Source organism: Priestia sp. HNGD-A6, from assembly GCF_045784335.1.
Taxonomy (GTDB): Bacteria; Bacillota; Bacilli; order Bacillales; family Bacillaceae_H; genus Priestia; species Priestia zanthoxyli.
On the sequence record NZ_CP138621.1, the window covers coordinates 459,816 to 478,136 of the forward strand.

General features: G+C 37.1%; 22 protein-coding genes. 7 read left to right on the plus strand and 15 right to left on the minus strand.

Annotation, left to right across the window (positions count from 1 at the left end):
- Positions 1-192: 192 nt before the first annotated feature.
- Positions 193-786: an exonuclease domain-containing protein gene (locus SCI76_RS02415; protein ID WP_063248019.1), complete on the plus strand. Its 594-nt coding sequence runs from the start codon at positions 193-195 to the stop codon at positions 784-786.
- 236 nt (positions 787-1,022) lie between these two features.
- Here SCI76_RS02415 and SCI76_RS02420 read toward each other — a convergent pair whose 3' ends face one another.
- The 4 genes from SCI76_RS02420 to SCI76_RS02435 all read right to left on the minus strand — a co-directional run bounded on the left by SCI76_RS02420 (position 1,023) and on the right by SCI76_RS02435 (position 4,282).
- On the minus strand, positions 1,023-1,190 hold the full coding sequence (locus SCI76_RS02420; protein WP_080754423.1) for a Fur-regulated basic protein FbpA: 168 nt from the start codon (positions 1,188-1,190) through the stop codon (positions 1,023-1,025).
- A gap of 226 nt (positions 1,191-1,416) precedes the next feature.
- The gene (locus SCI76_RS02425) at positions 1,417-2,910 is read right to left on the minus strand and encodes a sodium:solute symporter (protein WP_275211130.1); all 1,494 of its coding nucleotides are present in this window, start codon (positions 2,908-2,910) and stop codon (positions 1,417-1,419) included.
- Positions 2,910-3,107 (minus strand): DUF3311 domain-containing protein, encoded by a 198-nt coding sequence (locus tag SCI76_RS02430; RefSeq protein WP_013083119.1) that lies wholly within the window; start codon positions 3,105-3,107, stop codon positions 2,910-2,912. The genes SCI76_RS02425 and SCI76_RS02430 overlap by 1 nt, the downstream gene beginning before the upstream one ends.
- 320 nt (positions 3,108-3,427) lie before the next feature.
- On the minus strand, positions 3,428-4,282 hold the full coding sequence (locus SCI76_RS02435; protein WP_328180159.1) for an STAS domain-containing protein: 855 nt from the start codon (positions 4,280-4,282) through the stop codon (positions 3,428-3,430).
- 234 nt (positions 4,283-4,516) lie between these two features.
- On the opposite strand from SCI76_RS02435, the gene SCI76_RS02440 reads away from it, so the two are divergent.
- On the plus strand, positions 4,517-5,023 hold the full coding sequence (locus SCI76_RS02440; RefSeq protein WP_013083117.1) for a PCYCGC motif-containing (lipo)protein: 507 nt from the start codon (positions 4,517-4,519) through the stop codon (positions 5,021-5,023).
- Between the two features lie 151 nt (positions 5,024-5,174).
- Here SCI76_RS02440 and SCI76_RS02445 read toward each other — a convergent pair whose 3' ends face one another.
- Positions 5,175-6,152: a ring-cleaving dioxygenase gene (locus SCI76_RS02445; protein ID WP_016764075.1), complete on the minus strand. Its 978-nt coding sequence runs from the start codon at positions 6,150-6,152 to the stop codon at positions 5,175-5,177.
- Between the two features lie 429 nt (positions 6,153-6,581).
- Here SCI76_RS02445 and SCI76_RS02450 point away from each other — a divergent pair, with 429 nt between their 5' ends.
- A complete protein-coding gene (locus SCI76_RS02450) occupies positions 6,582-6,929 on the plus strand; it encodes a hypothetical protein (RefSeq protein WP_328180160.1) in 348 nt (115 codons plus the stop codon).
- A 7-nt stretch (positions 6,930-6,936) separates the two neighbouring features.
- Positions 6,937-7,470, plus strand: coding sequence for a PIN domain-containing protein (locus SCI76_RS02455; RefSeq protein WP_048020963.1), 534 nt, complete (start codon positions 6,937-6,939; stop codon positions 7,468-7,470).
- 369 nt (positions 7,471-7,839) lie between these two features.
- Here the strand turns inward: SCI76_RS02455 and SCI76_RS02460 are convergent, their stop codons facing one another.
- Both SCI76_RS02460 and SCI76_RS02465 read right to left on the minus strand, forming a co-directional pair.
- Positions 7,840-8,733, minus strand: a complete 894-nt coding sequence (locus tag SCI76_RS02460) for a helix-turn-helix domain-containing protein (RefSeq protein ID WP_048020967.1) — start codon at positions 8,731-8,733, stop codon at positions 7,840-7,842.
- 201 nt (positions 8,734-8,934) lie between these two features.
- Positions 8,935-9,867, minus strand: coding sequence for an alpha/beta hydrolase (locus SCI76_RS02465; RefSeq protein WP_407545016.1), 933 nt, complete (start codon positions 9,865-9,867; stop codon positions 8,935-8,937).
- A gap of 197 nt (positions 9,868-10,064) precedes the next feature.
- Here SCI76_RS02465 and SCI76_RS02470 point away from each other — a divergent pair, with 197 nt between their 5' ends.
- Complete coding sequence (locus tag SCI76_RS02470; RefSeq protein WP_014460153.1) at positions 10,065-10,343, plus strand: hypothetical protein; 279 nt, start codon at positions 10,065-10,067, stop codon at positions 10,341-10,343.
- Between the two features lie 33 nt (positions 10,344-10,376).
- Here SCI76_RS02470 and SCI76_RS02475 read toward each other — a convergent pair whose 3' ends face one another.
- The 3 genes from SCI76_RS02475 to SCI76_RS02485 form a co-directional block, all read right to left on the minus strand.
- Positions 10,377-11,225, minus strand: coding sequence for a YihY/virulence factor BrkB family protein (locus SCI76_RS02475; RefSeq protein ID WP_033578946.1), 849 nt, complete (start codon positions 11,223-11,225; stop codon positions 10,377-10,379).
- A gap of 189 nt (positions 11,226-11,414) precedes the next feature.
- Positions 11,415-11,618: an alpha/beta-type small acid-soluble spore protein gene (locus SCI76_RS02480; protein ID WP_013056997.1), complete on the minus strand. Its 204-nt coding sequence runs from the start codon at positions 11,616-11,618 to the stop codon at positions 11,415-11,417.
- Positions 11,619-11,752: 134 nt separating this feature from the next.
- Positions 11,753-12,613: a dimethylarginine dimethylaminohydrolase family protein gene (locus SCI76_RS02485; protein WP_048020969.1), complete on the minus strand. Its 861-nt coding sequence runs from the start codon at positions 12,611-12,613 to the stop codon at positions 11,753-11,755.
- 207 nt (positions 12,614-12,820) lie between these two features.
- Between SCI76_RS02485 and SCI76_RS02490 the strand changes: the two genes are divergently transcribed.
- Positions 12,821-14,992: an MMPL family transporter gene (locus tag SCI76_RS02490; protein WP_328180162.1), complete on the plus strand. Its 2,172-nt coding sequence runs from the start codon at positions 12,821-12,823 to the stop codon at positions 14,990-14,992.
- 45 nt (positions 14,993-15,037) lie between these two features.
- On the opposite strand, the gene SCI76_RS02495 is transcribed toward SCI76_RS02490, so the two are convergent.
- The 3 genes from SCI76_RS02495 to SCI76_RS02505 all read right to left on the minus strand — a co-directional run bounded on the left by SCI76_RS02495 (position 15,038) and on the right by SCI76_RS02505 (position 16,537).
- Positions 15,038-15,337 carry a YxcD family protein gene (locus tag SCI76_RS02495; RefSeq protein WP_014460159.1) on the minus strand — a complete coding sequence of 100 codons (300 nt, stop codon included), beginning with the start codon at positions 15,335-15,337 and terminating at the stop codon, positions 15,038-15,040.
- A complete protein-coding gene (locus tag SCI76_RS02500) occupies positions 15,325-15,780 on the minus strand; it encodes a hypothetical protein (RefSeq protein ID WP_028413394.1) in 456 nt (151 codons plus the stop codon). Before SCI76_RS02500 ends, SCI76_RS02495 begins: the two co-directional genes overlap by 13 nt.
- Positions 15,781-16,027: 247 nt before the next feature.
- Positions 16,028-16,537, minus strand: coding sequence for a DUF3189 family protein (locus SCI76_RS02505; protein ID WP_043982658.1), 510 nt, complete (start codon positions 16,535-16,537; stop codon positions 16,028-16,030).
- Positions 16,538-16,978: 441 nt separating this feature from the next.
- Between SCI76_RS02505 and SCI76_RS02510 the strand changes: the two genes are divergently transcribed.
- The gene (locus SCI76_RS02510; protein WP_328180163.1) at positions 16,979-17,584 is read left to right on the plus strand and encodes an RraA family protein; all 606 of its coding nucleotides are present in this window, start codon (positions 16,979-16,981) and stop codon (positions 17,582-17,584) included.
- A 22-nt stretch (positions 17,585-17,606) separates the two neighbouring features.
- Here the strand turns inward: SCI76_RS02510 and SCI76_RS02515 are convergent, their stop codons facing one another.
- Together SCI76_RS02515 and SCI76_RS02520 are read right to left on the minus strand one after the other, a co-directional pair.
- The gene (locus tag SCI76_RS02515) at positions 17,607-17,969 is read right to left on the minus strand and encodes a VOC family protein (RefSeq protein WP_013056991.1); all 363 of its coding nucleotides are present in this window, start codon (positions 17,967-17,969) and stop codon (positions 17,607-17,609) included.
- 38 nt (positions 17,970-18,007) lie between these two features.
- Positions 18,008-18,205, minus strand: coding sequence for a cold-shock protein (locus SCI76_RS02520; protein WP_013056990.1), 198 nt, complete (start codon positions 18,203-18,205; stop codon positions 18,008-18,010).
- Positions 18,206-18,321: the final 116 nt, after the last annotated feature.

The window sequence follows — 18,321 nt, forward strand, 5'->3', positions numbered from 1 at the left end:
AAGACTTAATTTAGATGAGTAAATATTACTATTCTCCTTTGCTATCGTCATCTCCTTTAAAAAAGTGAATTCCTTTTCCACGTGGGCGTATAAAATAAACCCGTGTACATGCTTGCTCATCTTTTTTACTAACGTTTTCTGTTAAAAAATGATAAGCTAATAGAATGATAAATAGAAAGGGAGGGCGACGAGTTGTCAACTGAACAAGTGAAATTAGCAGCCGTTTTAGATGTTGAAACAACGGGCTTAAGTGCTCAAACATGCGATATTATCGAACTGGCAATTGCTGTTGTTTCTTATGATTCTGCTACCGGAGAAATAATCGACATTGTAGAAGAATATGAAGAATTTAATATGCCTTCAACTCCCATTTTCCCGTACATTACAAACTTAACGGGAATTACAAATGAGATGGTCAAAAATAAAACATTAGACGATAAAAAAGTGGAATCGCTGTTAACTAGCGTTTCGGCTATCATCGCTCATAATGCTTCTTTCGATCGCAGTTTTCTTTTAAAACGGTATCCATCTTTATTTAACCAAAAATGGCACTGCTCTATGCGTGCTGTCAAATGGAAAGAGTACGGCTTTCCTAATAAAAAACTAACAACACTTCTTGACCATCATAAGATTGAGAGAGAGAACGCTCACAGAGCTATGGATGACGTGAAAGGAACCATTGACTTGCTAAGACAGCAAAATCCTAGCGGAGAGCCCTATTTTTCTGAAGTATTAAAAAAAGCAATGAGCAAACCTAAAAAAACAGCGGCTTCCACTCGTTTTTAACTTAATAAAAAAAGCGCAGCTTCTGCGCTTTTTTTGTTTTTATTTGCCTATTTCTTAAGTGTTGAGTTATATGTTTGAGGAATATGGTTGTAAACAGCGAGGTTGTAAACGCACCGGAAGAAAAAGAAAAGTGCCTGCTTTCAAACCAAAAAAATCGCGGAGGAACAAACTGAACAGCCGGTGTTTACAGACATATACGAAATCAGCTGAATTGCTAATAATCTAGAAGATTCAAATTATACTTCTCTTACCTTTTGGCTTTGAAGGTCGTGATGCGTTTGTTCTAGTTCACTTAAATTCAATTCGTACAAATGTCTCCCGTCTTCTGCTTTAAAGTAACCCGATTCAATAATTTGATTCATTAAAAGATCTTTCTTTTGCTCAAATGCTTTTTCAGATGTCATGTTATCATCTCCTTTTTTAGGTGAATATCTTTCATAGAAAAGACGTACACCGCTTGTGGCATACGTCTTGTTGCTTTTCACACTCGTTACCTATGTTTAAAAACAACGCAATCGTTACATTTTATCGAGAAGGCTGCTTACGTGTTGCAGCCATATTGAACATTTTGGTGATGCACTACTTTTATACCCTTCATGATGTTCTTAAAACGCAATTGGAAAAAGATTTTCATAAAATCTGTTTGCCATCTACTGCCCCACTTTCAAAATGCGGCTGTGCGGCGATTTTTTTTGTTGCTAAACTAACCACCATTAATACAACTAAATTAATAAATAAAGAAATGACGCCGACATTTGTATCTTTAATGATTTGTGGCAACGCAGGAAACAACGTGCCAAGCGTTGTTTCAGTAATCGTTATATACATCACAGACGCAATGCCGGCAACAATACCTGCACACGCCCCGTATTTAGTCACGATATTGTTTTTCATTAAACTAAAAATAAAAGCAGGAAACAGCTGCGTCACAATGCTGTAACCCATTAGTAAAAGCGTTACAATTGTATTCCCTCCATGAAGTGTAAAATAGACTGAAACAAGCGCAATGACTGGTACGAAGCATTTAGCCAGTATCGAAATTTGTTTGCCCGTCGCTGAGGGAACAAGCACGCCGTAAACGTTTTTAGATAGTGACGTAGAAGCTGCCATCAAGAGCATCGATCCAGGTACAAGTGCTGTTAATAAACCGGCTGCGCCAATAAAGCCGACAATCCACGGGTCAAATGTTTGAATGGAAAGACGAAGCAGTGACAAGTCCGCTTCTGCACCTTGTAGTCCAGGTACCTGCATAAGAGCAGTGAACCCTACAAAAAAGACAAAAAGCAGCATTAACGTATAAATAGGACTTATAATAGAATTCTTTCGAAATACATTCTCGTTTTCAGCTGAATATGTTGCATTAAACGTATGCGGCCACATGTAAAATCCTAATACGGTCAGCATGACTGTAGAAATAAACCACGAAATACTTAGACCTGTCTTGGGAAGAGTAAGAAACGTTGGATTTGCTTGATGCACAGCCTCAAACATCGGCTGTAAGCCTCCGTAGTAATGAATTGGCATATATATTCCTAAAAATAAGACAACAATAAAAATCATAATATCTTTCACAATAGCCGTCCAAGCGGAACCATGTATGCCTGATATCATTAAGTAAACCGTTAATGATATGGCTCCAATCCAAATGGCTGCAGTTGAAGAGATAGAGCCATAAGAAGCTTCAGATACAATAATGCCTAGGCCTTTGAACTGTAAAATAATATAAGGAACAATTGCCAGCACCCCTGCACATGAAACAACGATACCAAGAAACGGACTTTTGTATTTTGAAACAAAAAAATCCGGCTGAGACATGAGCTTATGCTGCTTCGCATATCGCCATATTTGCGGACCAATCCAATACCCTAAAACGTACGCTAAAGAAATATAGGCTAAAATATAAAACGCCGGCCCTCCTTTCCCATATGCCCAAGCGCTTCCACCTAGAAACGTAAAAGTAGTATAGATTTCACCCGCCATCAAAAAGAATACAAAAACGGTTCCAAAACCTCTGCCCCCTACGCTCCACTGTTCTAAATCCATTTTTTTGCCCCGCGTAGCTCGAATTCCAAGATAAATAGCTAAAAGTAAAAAGCCAAAAATAATAATCAGAGCAGTATTCATTATTTATCTCCTCCTTTAACAGCAGGATCGAGCTTGTACACAATGCCCATAATAAAAGACGTAAGGATTACCCACATAACAATCCAAAAGAGAAAAAAAGGCATCCCTAAAATAAACGGCGTTACTTTGTTAACAAAAGGCAATAAACCTAATATTCCTACAAATGGAAGCAAGCAAAGAAGATAAATTATTTTCATAGAACTCCTCCTTAATCACACGGCTTATCAGTACTTATCTAACACTTTAACTATCTCATTATGTACTTCTCTTATTCTTCTCTTTACACCTCCATTCTTGAGCTAAACGAGACGTTTGGCATAGAAAACCGCCGTTTATTTGTTCCTTAGTATCTTCCATTTGTCCCCATATGAAAAGGAGTTTGTAAGACATGCTTACAAGATTTTGAATGCAGCAGAATATTATTTCATATTTTCATATACACAATATAGACAAACAAAAAACGGAACTGAAAGTAAAGGTCTCAAACAGTTCCGTTTCGATCTAGCATTTCTATACTTTATTCCTCTTCTTTTTTCTTTACACCAAGCGAAGAGAGAGCTTGTTTTAAATGTCCAAACGTTTCAATTTTATTAAAACTAATTCCTACATTAACAGTCGTCTGAGCCATGTCAGGATTCACTCCTGACATAATCGCATGGATGCCTAGCAGCTGCAAAATGTTAATCAAATCAAAAAATTTGTGAGCAACATACGTATCTACATAATTTACACCCGATAAGTCAATGACTAGATGCCTTATATGTTTTTCTGCACACTTTTTTGGAACAACCTCGATAATAGAATCACCTTTGATTTCATCAATAAGCCCTACTAAAGGCAAGACCGCGATGTGATCTACAATTGGAATGACAGGAAAACTCGTTTCGTCGATTAGCTCTTGCTGAAGACTTATTTTTTGCCTTGTGATTTTATAATACTGTTCGGAGAATTCATTAAGGAGTTTATCAAATGTTGTATGATAAACTTCGCTCCAAGACAGTATATCTTCTTTTTTAATAGATGAATGTATCAGGCTATATGTTTTGACATACGTCCAAATAATTTTTCTTGTTTTGCTTAGCGCTTCTACTACCTCGTAAATCGGCGTATCAAATTTAATTCTGCTGTTTACTACTTCCGTCGTCCATTTCACCATACGTTGTTTAAAAATCTTTTGATCGTCAAGAAAGCCGCTCGCAATTGTTCCAATCGTATAAAGATGCTGCTCACGCAGCTTTTTCTCAACTGAAGCATCTGCGTCCTTTGAGTAAATCGATCCTTTAATATTACTTCTTTGGCGCAGCCATTCTTCACTGATAGAGGCTGAATTTTCTAAAATATATTCAAAAAGTCGTTGATTTTGTTCACTCACTACTGTTTAACCTCCGTTCACTTTCTCCTTCTGTCCACTTACTTACAAAACGCACCTTATGATAAATTCATGCTTCATATTTTTTCCTCGTCCATCTCTATCATACACGATAACCGCTTTGCATACTTATAGAGAATTAGATATAAACAAGCAGGTGTTTGATTATCTACATAGATAAACTGCCGTGTATGATGCAGCTATCATTTATTTTCACATGAAAGGATGTTAATTGTATTGAAAAAATCAATTATTTTGTTGGGGATTCTCGCTACAAGTATTGGATTATCCGCTTGTTCAAACAATACAACAACTTCTTCTGCCACAAACTCTTCTGCACATTCAGGTCATGAACATCATAAAGCTGCAGTTGCTGATATTCGCGAAGAGACTCCGGGAGCAGATGTTTTGCCACAGTTTTTGAAGAACCAGCCTAAAGATATGAAACTAGTTTATCTATCCGTTGCTAAAAATCGTGAACTACTTGAAAAAATCCCTTGCTACTGTGGATGTGGCATGGAAGCGAATCACAAAAATAGCTATGACTGCTTTATTTTTAAAAACAAAAGAAATGGAGCAGTTGTCTGGGATGATCATGGAACAAAATGCGGATTGTGTATAGAAATTGCAGCTAAAGCTATGCTCGACTATAACCGAGGCAAATCAATAAAGGATATCCGCAAAGACATCGACGAAAAATATAAGGAAGGCTATGCACAACCCACTCCTACTCCTTCCTTGTAGGACATTGGCAGTTTTTAAGCAAACATTCGCGATAGGTATATATAAAAGGAGAAGATATCAAAAACACATTCTTTTTTAGCGTTTTGAAAGCTGATTCATCTTTGAAACAGCAAAAAAACACTCAAATAGCTATTTGAGTGTTTTTTGTGTATTATTCTTTCACAAACTCTTTTGTACTTCTTACTGTATCAATCGGACGCACGAGCTTCTCAATTTCTGCACGTTTTGGCTCTAAAAAAGGAGGCAGTGATAATTTTTCTCCGAGCGTTTCGTAAGGTTCATCTCCCATAAATCCTGGTCCATCTGTCGCAAATTCAAATAAAATTTGCGGAGCCACTCTTGCATACAACGATTCAAAGAAGTGACGATTCACATAACCAGACGTATGGAAACCGAAGCTTGGCATTCGATTAATCCACTCTTCAAGAGCCTGTCGATTTTCTACGCGAAAAGCAACGTGATGAACCGTTCCAAAACCTTGCTGAGCCTGTGGAAGTTTTTCATTGTGTTCTACTACTACTTGCGCACCATTTCCTCCTTCTCCTACTTCGAATAGGTGAAGGTCTCCTTCTTGAGCAATCTCTTTAAACAAAAGGACTTTTTCCATCATTTCTTTAAAGTAATTAAACTCGGCAATACGAATAAAGATAGGACCAAGTCCTGTAATAGCGTATTGAAGAGGGACAGGGCCTTTTTGCCAAGGAGTGCCTGATTCAACTCCTTGATTTCCTTCATCGGAAATTAACTGATACTGCTGATCATCAAAATCAACAAACGAAAGCGTCTTTTTCCCAAATAGCTCTTGAATCCCCGTATGATTTACTTCTAAGCGATCAAAGCGCTTTACCCAATAGTCTAAAGCCGCATCATTTGGAACGCGGAAAGATGTTTTTGAAATTTCATTTGTTCCGTGAAACCCTTTTGGAATACCTGGAAAATCAAAAAAAGTCATGTCCGTTCCAGCGCTGCCTTTATCATCTGCAAAAAACAAATGATACGTTTGAATATCATCTTGATTGACCGTTTTTTTAACTAAGCGCATGCCTAACACATATGTGAAAAATTCATAATTCTTTTCTGCACTGCTTGTAATAGCCGTTACGTGGTGTATTCCTTTTAAGTGGTTCATTCTACATTCCTCCGGATAAATCGTCTAGTTTATCATTTATTATTTATCTTTAATTTGAATATCTTTAATTAAAGATAATATACCATGATTAATTTTCCTTTGTCAATAAAGTATGGATGATCTCGGAAGGAAATATGTAGGTTTTTACATTTTAGCAAAATCTCATAAATGAGGACGGACCAAATCGGTAATAAAACACCGTATTGTTGCCTAGTTCCTTCTCTAACCTATACTAATTTATTTCTCTTACACGATATCATGTTTTTAAATCTTTGTCCGGTATTGGCTGAGATTATCACTCACCAGGCAAACGTTAGTTAATTTAATAACTCCCGGAAGCTAATTTTTTAATCTTTTTATGTAAAAGGAATAGTAAGAGAAAACTTCATCACATATACTATATAAATTTATATAAAAGGCAGGGATATCATGAAAGCACAGCGCTTGGTAGATGACCAAAAAGGAACATACAGCAAGGAAGTTCAGAAGCACTTTAACCTTAAAATAAATAGAAAAATTTACACACAACCCTCACCGCAATCACCTTCCTCATCCCCTATACAGAAGAAAAATCTTAAATACAAACCTCAACATAAAGTTCTACGCACGTATGATAAAACATTAAATGATACACAAGAAAAGCCTATAAAATCTGCAAAAACTAGATTAACTAAATATGAAAAGCTTCTATTAAGCAACCAGCTTTCAGAAGCTGCGGCTCTTTACTCATCTTTTGGGTTAGAAGAGCTGGTACGAATGGCTAGTAGAGAGGAGTGAACGATTTGTGTTGGGTGAAAAAGTAATCATTGATACAAACATTTGGGCTTCACATGCGCTTAATTATCCAGAAGTTGTAGAATATATTAATGAACTTATTTCAAATAATGCGGAATTTTTAATGCCTACTGTTGTACAAATGGAACTTCTGTCGCATTGGGAAGTAGAAACAAATCCTCAAGTCAAAGCAGTAAAAAATCATTATATTTACGATATGACAGATAAGATTGTGGACGTTACAAGTGAAATTGCGCAGCTAGCAGCTCAAATTCGCAGAAAAGCTAAAATAGAATCCAATAAAAAAATTAAAGGCCCAGATGCGATGATTGCCGCATCTGCTTTTATACATAATGCAAAACTGATTTCTAACAATAATAAAGATTTTGCTTGGATTACATTTAATTTCAGCTATCGAGGTCAACCATTATCTTATGTAAATCCTATTAAAGACACGATTGCTTACGCTTCTTTTATTAAAAGCTTTGAACCTCCCAACCTTCCCGGTGCTGATAACTTACAAGAAAACGAGAAGGAAAGTTAATTTGTTTTTGCTTTCAAAATACTCCTTGTCTCCCCCCTTTTTCAAATTAAAAGTTTGATGGGTACATACTCCAATTCTTTCTATATTGAATACAGTAAAAAGCATAAAAACTTAGGCGGTGAAAAGAGTGAATTACCCATATTACCCGGAACAACCTTTAGAAGAGTATCAATATGGCTATGATTATTATTCCAATCCCCAGGAAACTGAAGAAAGATTCCCTTATGGTTATTATCCATATCCTCGCCCTCGGCCATTTTATCCTTACCCTTACCCACGTCCTATTTATTACCACCCCCCTTACTTTTACCCTCGTCCTCGTCCGATTTACCCACACCCAGTGTATTGGAGATAAAAAAAGAAGAGCTGTCAGCTCTTCTTTTTTGTTTCTTGATATTTAAACATCTCTTCTTTAATAATGGTCACAAACGCTTCATTTTGCTCAATTTCAAAAACAGTAATAGCTTTTTCTAGGTAAGCTATTCCTTCTTTAAGCTCACCAAGCTGACAGAGTGCTTCTCCAATTTGATAGTGCAGTTCTCCTAATAAATAAAGCGTCTCATGCTGAATACACAGCTCTAGTCCTGCTTGTGCATATTTAACCGACTTTTCATAACGTTCCATTTGCAAAAGCGCATGTGATAATCCATATAAAATTCGAATTTTGACAAGAGGATCTTTTAACTTAGGAAGCAAAGCAATATGCTGCAATCCTTCCATAAACGTACTGAACGCTTTTTTTAAATGACCTTCTTCTTCGTAAATAATGGCAATACTATTTAAAATAGCAATCTCTTTCTCTGAATAAAACTGTTCGCTCGTACGCGTGAACGCAATGGCTTTTTCCAATTTACGAAGCGCTTGTTCAAATTTATTTCCGATATAATAATCACATATGGCTTCGTGCCATAGGAAAAATTGTGCGTGAAAAGGATCTTGAAACATAGGATTATCTTTTTCTTTGTCCACCATATGTAACACGGTTTCATAATCGCGTTTTCGTATATAATGCCTAATGGTCGATTTAATTTCTTTTGAATAATCGTTGGGCGTTAGCTCTCCTGCTTCAAAGAAATAATTCATCGGAACCCCTAAGCGTTTCGATAAATGATAGAGAACTTCACTGCTTGCATGAATTTCACCTTGTTCAAATCGATGTAGCTCTTCTTCTGTACAAATTCCTTCTGATAACTCGACAGTTGTCATTTCCGCAATCTTTCGCAGATCTTGAATCAGCTGACCTACTTGTTTTTTATCATTCAAAAAATCACCTTACTTAATGTAAATAAATGTTTTTATCCTACTTTTCTACTATACTCCAAATAAAATGACTTTAAAAGAGATAATGGGCTATTTTTTGAAATTCTTGTCAATCTTTTCTACCTATCAATAAAGAAAAACAGCACATCCATGTGCTGTTTCCCTCAAGTTCATATGATTTATGACACTGTACATCTTTTCAACTTAAATAGAATCAAATACTTGACGCAGTTGAGCTGCGCTTTTATTGATCGCCTGCTGAGCAAGTGGGACAAATTCATGAAACCCTAAAAATCCGTGAATCATCGTTTCATAATTTTCGTAGGTGACGGGAACACCGTGATTTTTTAATGCGTCCGCGTAGTCTTTTCCGCTATCTCTTAGAGGGTCGTACTGTGCTGTAATAATGGTAGCGCTTGGCAGGCTCGATAAATCTTCTAGTAATACCGGAGCGTTATAGGGATGCTGTTCTTCTTCTTTATTATTTAAGTACTGAAGGCGAAACCAATCCATGAGATCTTTTGAAAGAAGATATCCTTCGGCGTTTTCTTTCATAGAGGCAGGATGCTGATTTTTAAATCCTACAGACGGATAAATAAGCAGCTGATGAACAATGGGTGGACCTTGTCTTTCTTTGACTAAAGTGCTTACAACCGCAGCAAGGTTGCCACCAGCACTATCTCCTCCAACGGCAATTTTGTTTGAATCGATATTTAATTTAGACGCGTGAGCTGAAATCCAATCCAGGGCGTCATAGGCATCGTTCACCGCAGCGGGAAATTTACTCTCAGGAGCAAGGCGGTAATCAACAGACACTACAATACAGTTTGTTTCATTTGCATACGACCTGCATATGGAGTCATGAGTATCCAGGCTTCCTAATACCCAGCCTCCTCCGTGATAATAAACAAGAGCGGGAAATGGCCCTGTTCCTTCAGGCTCATACACTCGTATAGTGAGGGTACGTTCATTTAATTGGATTTCTTCATTATATACTTTTTTAACTGCTTCTTTGGAAGGAGTTAAAGACATCTTTTCCATTTCCCTCAGCTGCAGGGGTGTAACGTCCTCTAAAGAAGGACGGGGCATTTCGTTATATTGATTTAGAAATATTTGAATATGCGAATCTAACGGCATTCTTCTTCTCTCTCCTTTCAAGGTAACTCTATATGTAATGATGAATGAAATTTCAGAAAAAATCCAATATATTGTCTTCTCGGCAGGCTTTTGTTTGTTTTAATTAAAAATGGGTATAACAATTAAATAAAGAGGATGATATTCGTATATATTTTATTCTCACCTATATAAATATAAATACGTACAAAGGAGGCACAATGATGATTATTGTTTATATAAGCTTAGCTGTTGTTTTGGCATCACTTGCGTATCTTATTTACGCAGGCGTATCATTTAATAAAAAAATCAAGCCAACTGTGAACTCTGTAAATGCCACTTCTCAACATCTTCAAAACGAAACTGATCATATTAAAGAAAAAACAAACCATTTAAAAGTAACACAAGCAGCGATTAAAACGGATATACAGTACAAAAAAGATTCGGTCAAATATACAGCCAACTCATTTAAACAGCTTGTGAATAGCTTTAAACGTTAAAAAAGGAAACCTTTATACAGGTTTCCTTTTTTATTACATCGCCTGAGACGTATCTTTAGGAGGTGCAGCCGTTTTGTTTCGGTGATAAATAGCATTAATCTCTCCTCCAATGACGAGAATTAACCCCGTTAAAAATAGCCAAAGCATCAGAACAATTACGCCTCCTAAGCTTCCATAAGTAGCAGAATAATTGCCAAAGTTGCTTACGTAAAATGAGAACCCTAAAGATGTCAGCTGCCATAGTAGCGTAGCAGCGAGTGCTCCGGGCCATACGTGAGCAAAAGGAAATGTTTTATTTGGCGCTAATCTGTATAATACGGATAAAACAAGTACCATAATGCCGACACCAACAATCCAGCGCAGAATATTTAAAACCACTGTTGTACCTGAAGGAAGAGAAAACCATTCGCTTATCCAATTTAACAAAACCCCTCCGAACACTGGTAAAAGAAGCGATACAACAATTGTTACAATTAATCCAATTGTTAAAAGAATGGACAAGCCTCTTACTTTAATAAACGAGCGCTGTTCTTTCACGTCGTAGGCTTGGTTCATTGCACGAATAAAGGCGTTCATACCGTTTGAAGCGGACCAAATGGTTCCTAAAATCCCTACAGTCAGTAACCCGCCGTTTGGTTGGCTTACAAATTGAGCTACGTTATCCTTAAAGATTGCAGCCGTTTCTCCCGGCATAACGCTTTGAAGAAGATCGATTGCCTCTGCCGGTTTAATCGATAGATACGGAACAATCGATATCAGTAAAATAAGCATAGGGAATAATGATAGCATATAATAATAGGCTTGCTCAGCCGCTAGTCCCGTTGCTTGATCTTCTTGAATTTCTTTACCAAGACTTTTTCCGAATGATAATAGCTTTTTCATGATAAACCTCTACTTTCTCTTTTTTTGTTCTTTTCCCATTTTATGCACTTTTCAACCTTGAAAGTGGAGAATTTCGAGCAAAATCTCAAATCAAGCGACCATGAGAAAGTAGAATGATGTTTCCTACACAAAAAAAGTTCCGGCTCAAAAGAGCCAGAACTTTTCATCAAAGTATTTATGTAGAGCAGACTAGCGAATGTGTCCTTGTGCACCGCTTAATTGCTGCTGCGCCATTGCAACAAGATGCTTCGTCATTTCTCCACCAACAGAACCATTTGCACGAGCCGTTTGCTCAGCGCCAAGCTGAACGTTAAGTCTTCCCGCGATTTCCGTTTTTAACTGATCAAGAAGCTGTTCAGCACCTTGAACTAAAATAGGATTACGATTTGCCATGTTTATCACTCCTTTCCTTCAACAGCTTATATAGGTTAATGTTCCTTTCACTTGAAATTTTATACAACATCCCTCAAAAAAAGATCCCTGGCTATCGCCGAGATCTTTTTTTCTTTTTAAGCTTTTTACACTTTTTACACTCGTTCAAGAGGCATAGTGCAGCAGCGGAAAGAACCGCCGGACTTAATAATTTCAGATATATCAACTTCAATCACTTTATAGCCTCGTTTCCTTAACTCTTCATTCACTTCTGTATTCATTGGCAAGCTGATCACCCGTTGATTACCGATGGATAATACATTGGTTCCCATCGTAAACTGCTCTTCTTTTGTTACTTCAATTAAGTCATATTTCATGCGAAGTAAATTTAATTCTTTCTCATGTAAAGCAGGTGAAAATACAAGCGCTTCTGTAGGTGATAAAATATTTAACACACAATCAAGATGAAGATAAGACCGATCAATAGGAATCGGAACAACCTCATACGCTGGAAGCAGCTCTTGGATATGCTCCACGCCTTCTTTACTTGTACGGTCGCTGAGTGCAATAAAAATAGCTTGTCCATCAATCAGCACATCTCCACCTTCAATGGAGTGGTCCGGTACCTGATGGAAAGGAATACCTTGCTGCTGCAGCCAATCGGCTAGCACTTGTTCTTCTCCGCTTCGAATTTCGCTGCCCATTTTCGTGACAATAACGGTATCTCCGAGCGTATAGCCAATATCCCGTGTAAATACTTGTTCTGGAAATGGCTCTTGTGCAGATAGTCCGATGACTTCAATCCCTTCTTTTTGAAGACATTCGACAAATTGACGGTGCTGCTTTGAAGCTAAGCTCTCATCAATGTTTTCGTCCGCATAATGCTTTTGTGTTTCATTAATAATTTCTTCAATTTTCATATATGTAGGTGGACAAACGACCACACGTTTTAATGTATCATACTCATTTTTACATCCATAACTATTCGTCATTTTAGCTGGCTGTTTCATTTGCATCTTTCTAAATCCCCCTTCGTGCATTTATGTACAGTGTTCCCTAAATCGCCTGAAACATAAACACGATTTTGCTAAGGAAACACCCCTGCGCATCTATCTGAAAAGCTTTTCCAGGCAAAAAAAACAAAAAAACACAATACTTCTTCTAATTACAATAACTGTTAGTATAAAATAGTCTAGTAACTGTACAAAAAATTGGAGGTTAATATGAATAAAATAGCGAACGCATTATATGCGGGCAGAAAAATTTTATTAATACTGTGGATCATCCTAATTGTCGGATTTGGCTTTTATGCGGCTAAGCTTCCTTCTGTGCTAGGAGGAAACGGATTTGAAATGAAAGGAATGTATAAGGATACCGAGCAGCTTTTAGTTAATAAATTTGATGTTAGCGAAGCTCAGATCATCGTTTTGTTTGAAAAAAAAGACGGAGTTTCTGACTCGAAATTCCAGCAAACTATCGCTCAGTATATGCAAAAAGCAAAAGACAAATCAGACGCGTCGAAAGTTGATATACCAACGGCTTCTAACAAGATGATAAAAGGAAGCACAGCGTATGGAATTATCCACTTTAATCACGATGATGGAACGATGGATAAACGAGTGGAAAAGATCAGAACTCTTTCATCTGAAGAAAAAGAAATGAGTGTAAAATTAACCGGTGGTCCTATTATTGAAAAAGATATGAATACAGCAAGCCAAGCTGATTTAGCAAAAGCGGAAGCAATCGGCATTCCTGTTGCTTTAGTTGTACTTCTTCTAGCTTTTGGTGGCGTGGTAGCCGCTACAATCCCTCTTATGATAGGAATTGTAACCGTCGTTACCACCATGGGCGTTGTCTATTTCTTTCATCCGTACACAGAGCTGTCCATCTTCATTTTAAACGTGATTCCAATGATTGGATTAGCTCTTAGTATTGACTTTGCCCTTTTATTTATTAATCGCTTTAAAGAAGAAATTCAAACAAAATCGGTAGAGCAAGCAATCAAAATCACCATTCAAACAGCGGGACGCTCAGTCATCTTCTCCGGATTATGTGTATTTATTGGATTAGCGGGAATGCTGTTTATTCAAGTTGATATTTTTCAAAACGTCGCTCTTGGAGGAATGGCTGTTGTTTTTATTGCTGTGTTTTCAGCTCTTACGCTGCTTCCTTCCATACTGGCTATACTAGGTACACGCATCAATCGTTTACGCATCTTAAAAATCAGTGAACAAGGCGGTCAATCTAGGTGGCGTTCATTCGCTACATTTGTCATGAAAAAGCCTGTAGCTATGACGATTGTTTCTCTTATTATTCTGTTAGTAGCACTTATTCCCGTTCGAGACATGCATCTAGAAATACCGTCTTCAGAAGCACTGCCAACAAAATACGAGTCTCGTCAAGCTTTTGACACGTATAACGATACGTTTATAAATAAAAACGCGGCAGACGTTTATTTTGTGTTAGAAGCTAAGCAAGATATGCTGAAGGAAAAGCCTTTAACAAATGCCTTTACTTTTATAAAACAATTAAAAGAAGATTCGTTAGTTAAGCAAGTTGATTCTATTTCTACCGCTTTAAACGTAAAATCCAGTGATCAGCTTCAAGCTATGCTGAACAACCCGCAGATAAGCGCGCAGACAAAGCCAGCTGTAGATTCGTTTATTAACGAACATTATATGCTCATAAAAGCTACGCTAGATACAGACCAAAATTCAGATCAAGCAAAAGATTTTGTTCGAAAATGGAAAGAGAAACGTTCACCTTTCACCGTTCATATTGGCGGCTATCCAAAATTCGAACAAGAAATATTTGATGAAATTTATGAAAAGGCGCCTTATGGACTGGCTCTTGTTTTATTTTCAACGTATGTCATTTTAATGATTGCTTTTCGTTCCGTCCTGATTCCTTTAAAAGCTATCATTATGAATATTTTAAGCTTAACAGCTACGTTTGGTTTACTTGTATGGCTGTTTCAAAATGGACATTTAGGTCTTACCCAATCCAATATCGCTTTAGTGCTGCCGGTCTTTGTTTTCGGCCTTGTATTTGGGCTTAGCATGGACTACGAAGTCTTTTTGATTTCACGCATTCACGAAGTGTATCATCAAACGAAGGATAACAATGTAGCAACGGTCGAAGGCCTAGCTTCCACTAGTAAAATCATTACGAGCGCTGCTTTAATCATGATTGTCATTACAGGAGCCTTTGCTTTTACAGACGTAACGCCTGTTAAACAAATGGGTGTAGGAATTGCTTTAGCTATATTTATCGATGCAACGATTGTCAGAATGCTTCTTGTCCCTTCTCTTATGAAATTGCTTGGAGATGCCAACTGGTGGTTTTTCACTAAAAAAAGCGATAAGTCCAGTTCCAACGAACAGGTAAAATCATAATAAAAAAACCCGCTCACTTGAGCGGGTTTTTCATTGAAGATTTCTTTATCGACTTAATTTAGCAAAAGCGATAATGCCTTCTTCATCGTCTAATTCCAGTTCTAGTCCTGCTGCGTATGGGTCTACGTTCATTTCCGTATCCAGCCAATAGCGCAGGGCTTCGATAATGTTCAAAGTAATATGAACCTGTTTACGATCATGCACGTATGACTCTGCTGAAAAACCGTAGTCATCATCATACATTAGCTCAATCTCTACTTCTTGAGGCTGAACTTGTTTTTTTTCTGCGATATACAAACACATCGCATTGATAATATCTTGTTCAGAAATTTTTATTGTCTCCAAGATTTCACTTCCTCATTTTTACGCTTGTTGCTACGTACGCTTTGGAATAACTTTACTACAAGAAGAATTAAAGCTACAATCACAAGCATATTTACCATAAAGCCTAAAATTGGGCCTAATGGTCCTAAGCTAGATAATAAGCTTCCAAATAATAAGCCCGCAATTCCTCCCATTAAAAGACCTTTCATTAAGCCGCCGCGCTTTGAACCAGCCGCTGTACTTTTAGATGATGAGTTTTTAGACGTATTGTTTTGCTTAACCGAATTACTGTTATTGTTTTTAAATAAGCTTGATTGGTTATTGCTTCCGCTGTCAAAAGAGCGCTTTCCTGATTTATACCCTTTTGCACTTGCTACGTTTGAACCGTCATGAATAAGTGATCCACCGATTGGTGAAAACACAACCGCTAATGCGATAAATGCGGCCAATAATTTTTTTACCATTGCTTTCCCTCCACTAAATGACTAACGTCACATATGTTTTTTCATATATGATTTCCATATATGTTCCTACGTTTCATCATACCAAAAGGTTTCACTTTTTTATATAAAAATGCATAAAGCTCCATTAAATGTTCACAGGATTAAACATTTGCACGTATTTCGTGCTTATATAACATCAGTTAAGTATAAATCAAAGGCATTCATAAAACTAACAAAGGTCCTTCATCTTTATTATATATAGCTTATTTTACACTTCGCCGAAAACATTATCTAAAATTTCTATTTTTGAGGTAGTGACTTTTGCAGAATTCTTTGTTTGCTCCACTAATTTAATAATGTCTTTATGGGCCTGCTTAGCACCTATTATTAATAAAGGAACACCTATTACATTAATCTTTAACCTTCTTGAAAACAAACCTCCTAGTGTCATAGATAAAGGCACGGTGGGAGATGTATTGGAAAAAAGTATTTTCGTTTGTAATTCTCCTTTTTTATTTAGCAAATTGGCTAACTCATACATAGCAGGAACTACTACTTTTGAAGACCCTCTCCCTAATGTATATACTTCATTTTTTTCTTCATCATATCCATGAAAAATTAACTTCCCCATATCCTTAGAAGTCAATTTATTAAAAACATCAATATTTAATATTTCTTTATCAGTTGGTTCTCTATTAGCAGGGAGCTTTTTCAGATGGTAAGCAGCTGCCAATGCTGATGAATGTGTGCCTCCGTAGCAGTTATAAATATAAATCATCTTGTCATCTCCTAAATAACTAACTCTCCTTTCATTATAATCAAAATTTCTCTGCTCCATTCTTAGATTTCCAGAAGAAATTCTGTTCTTTCCCTATTAAAACCTGTACAAAAAACATCCTGGAATACAGTTGTTACACCCCATTCTTTGCTTCCCACAACTACTTCCCTCTTGGTTGAAGTTTAAAAAGATTCAAGAAATTCTTGGAAATAGAGACATTCAAACAGTAACATTAAAGGATCTATATACTTATATAACGAATAACATATAGGAAAAAGATTTAATGAATGGATGAAATTTGTCTCTGAAAGCTTCTAACATTGCACGTTTGTAGTTAATTCGTCTTCAATACTTCATATTATATACTTGCCCTTTCATAAATAAGAGCTTTCTCTTATATGAATATGTATAGATAAACTAAAGTTACAAAGGAGAGATATGATGTTGAATGAACAGCTCCCATTATCAACAGCAAATTTATCAGATGCAATGGAAGGTGCCAACCACTTAGACTTTTCTATTAAGCCCTTGCAGCGTCATTACAAACTATTCGGGCCGGCTCTTACCGTAGATACGCCCGCTGGCAATAATTACTCAGTGCTTGAAGCGATTCGACTAGCGGAGCCGGGAAGTGTGCTCGTTATTGATGGTAAAAGCTACTGTAACCATGCCTTAGCAGGAGATTTCGTAGTAGCCATGGCGAAGCTTGTTGGAATAAGCGGTATTGTACTAGATGGGGTTATACGAGATCAAGAAGACATCGAAAAGCTCGATTTCCCCGTATTTTGTAAGGGCTCTACGATCGCAGCAAGCAGCAAAAAAGAAAAAGGAAAGGTAAACGAGATCATTTCCTGCGGGGGCGTAAAAATCCGTCCTGGGGACTTTATTGCAGGTGATGACGGTGGAGTGATTGTCATTCCCAAGGAACAAGCCGAAGAAGTATTAGCAAAAGCGCGAGAAAAATGGCAAAAAGATAAAGACCGAGAGAACGAAGTATTAATTAGCAAAGAAACGGTATATACCTATTTAGATAAAGCCCTAAAATAAAAGACCTCCGCTTGGAGGTCTTTTATTTGTCATATTGTAAAAATTCTAATCGATTTCCAAACGGGTCATGGACAAAAAAACGCTCTCTCCCTGCAATAGGCTCTTCTTCTGAAAGAACGCAGCCCGAATGTGCCAATTTACGTCTAAGCGTCTTGATATCTTCCACGACAAAAGCTGGATGCGCTTTTTTAGCAGGTATGTAGTCATCTTGAATACTGATATGCACTTCTTGAGTCCCACATTGAAACCATATGCCACCTCTGTGCCTTAAATTTTCCGGCTTAAGAACAGTTTTCATTCCTAAAAGATTTTCATAAAAATTTCTTGCTTCTTGCTCGCATCCTTCTGGACCAAGAAGCTGAACATGATCAATTCCCAGAAACATCCACAAACCCCTTTCAAAAAACGTCTTCCTAAAAGTTATTAATCAATGACTCTAGGATTATGAATAACCTGCAGCTCTTTTACAGCTTGCTTCATTTCGCTTTTGCAAATTGGACAAGTTGGCTGATCTCCGCTTTTAAAGTTATCTCGAACCCAACAATTACACGTATCTGATGTACATTCCCAAACTTTTGTTTCTTCAATAACAGCCGGCTCTAAATTTTTACGATTATACATACACATCGTCTCCTTTAAACAGTACTTTTTAAGTGGATAATAAATGAAGATTAACTTAGCGTGTAAATGCGGTAAATGGTGCAAGATAAAGTGATACTATACATCCGTAAATCAAT

What these genes read in the sequence shown, in the direction of transcription:
- SCI76_RS02420 (WP_080754423.1), bottom strand. Translation starts at nt 1,190, where the DNA reads ATGACATCTGAAAAAGCATTTGAGCAAAAGAAAGATCTTTTAATGAAT.
- SCI76_RS02425 (WP_275211130.1), bottom strand. Translation starts at nt 2,910, where the DNA reads ATGAATACTGCTCTGATTATTATTTTTGGCTTTTTACTTTTAGCTATT.
- SCI76_RS02430 (WP_013083119.1), bottom strand. Translation starts at nt 3,107, where the DNA reads ATGAAAATAATTTATCTTCTTTGCTTGCTTCCATTTGTAGGAATATTA.
- SCI76_RS02445 (WP_016764075.1), bottom strand. Translation starts at nt 6,152, where the DNA reads ATGAACCACTTAAAAGGAATACACCACGTAACGGCTATTACAAGCAGT.
- SCI76_RS02450 (WP_328180160.1), top strand. Translation starts at nt 6,582, where the DNA reads ATGAAAGCACAGCGCTTGGTAGATGACCAAAAAGGAACATACAGCAAG.
- SCI76_RS02465 (WP_407545016.1), bottom strand. Translation starts at nt 9,867, where the DNA reads ATGCCGTTAGATTCGCATATTCAAATATTTCTAAATCAATATAACGAA.
- SCI76_RS02470 (WP_014460153.1), top strand. Translation starts at nt 10,065, where the DNA reads ATGATGATTATTGTTTATATAAGCTTAGCTGTTGTTTTGGCATCACTT.
- SCI76_RS02475 (WP_033578946.1), bottom strand. Translation starts at nt 11,225, where the DNA reads ATGAAAAAGCTATTATCATTCGGAAAAAGTCTTGGTAAAGAAATTCAA.
- SCI76_RS02480 (WP_013056997.1), bottom strand. Translation starts at nt 11,618, where the DNA reads ATGGCAAATCGTAATCCTATTTTAGTTCAAGGTGCTGAACAGCTTCTT.
- SCI76_RS02485 (WP_048020969.1), bottom strand. Translation starts at nt 12,613, where the DNA reads ATGCAAATGAAACAGCCAGCTAAAATGACGAATAGTTATGGATGTAAA.
- SCI76_RS02490 (WP_328180162.1), top strand. Translation starts at nt 12,821, where the DNA reads ATGAATAAAATAGCGAACGCATTATATGCGGGCAGAAAAATTTTATTA.
- SCI76_RS02500 (WP_028413394.1), bottom strand. Translation starts at nt 15,780, where the DNA reads ATGGTAAAAAAATTATTGGCCGCATTTATCGCATTAGCGGTTGTGTTT.
- SCI76_RS02505 (WP_043982658.1), bottom strand. Translation starts at nt 16,537, where the DNA reads ATGATTTATATTTATAACTGCTACGGAGGCACACATTCATCAGCATTG.
- SCI76_RS02510 (WP_328180163.1), top strand. Translation starts at nt 16,979, where the DNA reads ATGTTGAATGAACAGCTCCCATTATCAACAGCAAATTTATCAGATGCA.
- SCI76_RS02515 (WP_013056991.1), bottom strand. Translation starts at nt 17,969, where the DNA reads ATGTTTCTGGGAATTGATCATGTTCAGCTTCTTGGTCCAGAAGGATGC.
- SCI76_RS02520 (WP_013056990.1), bottom strand. Translation starts at nt 18,205, where the DNA reads ATGTATAATCGTAAAAATTTAGAGCCGGCTGTTATTGAAGAAACAAAA.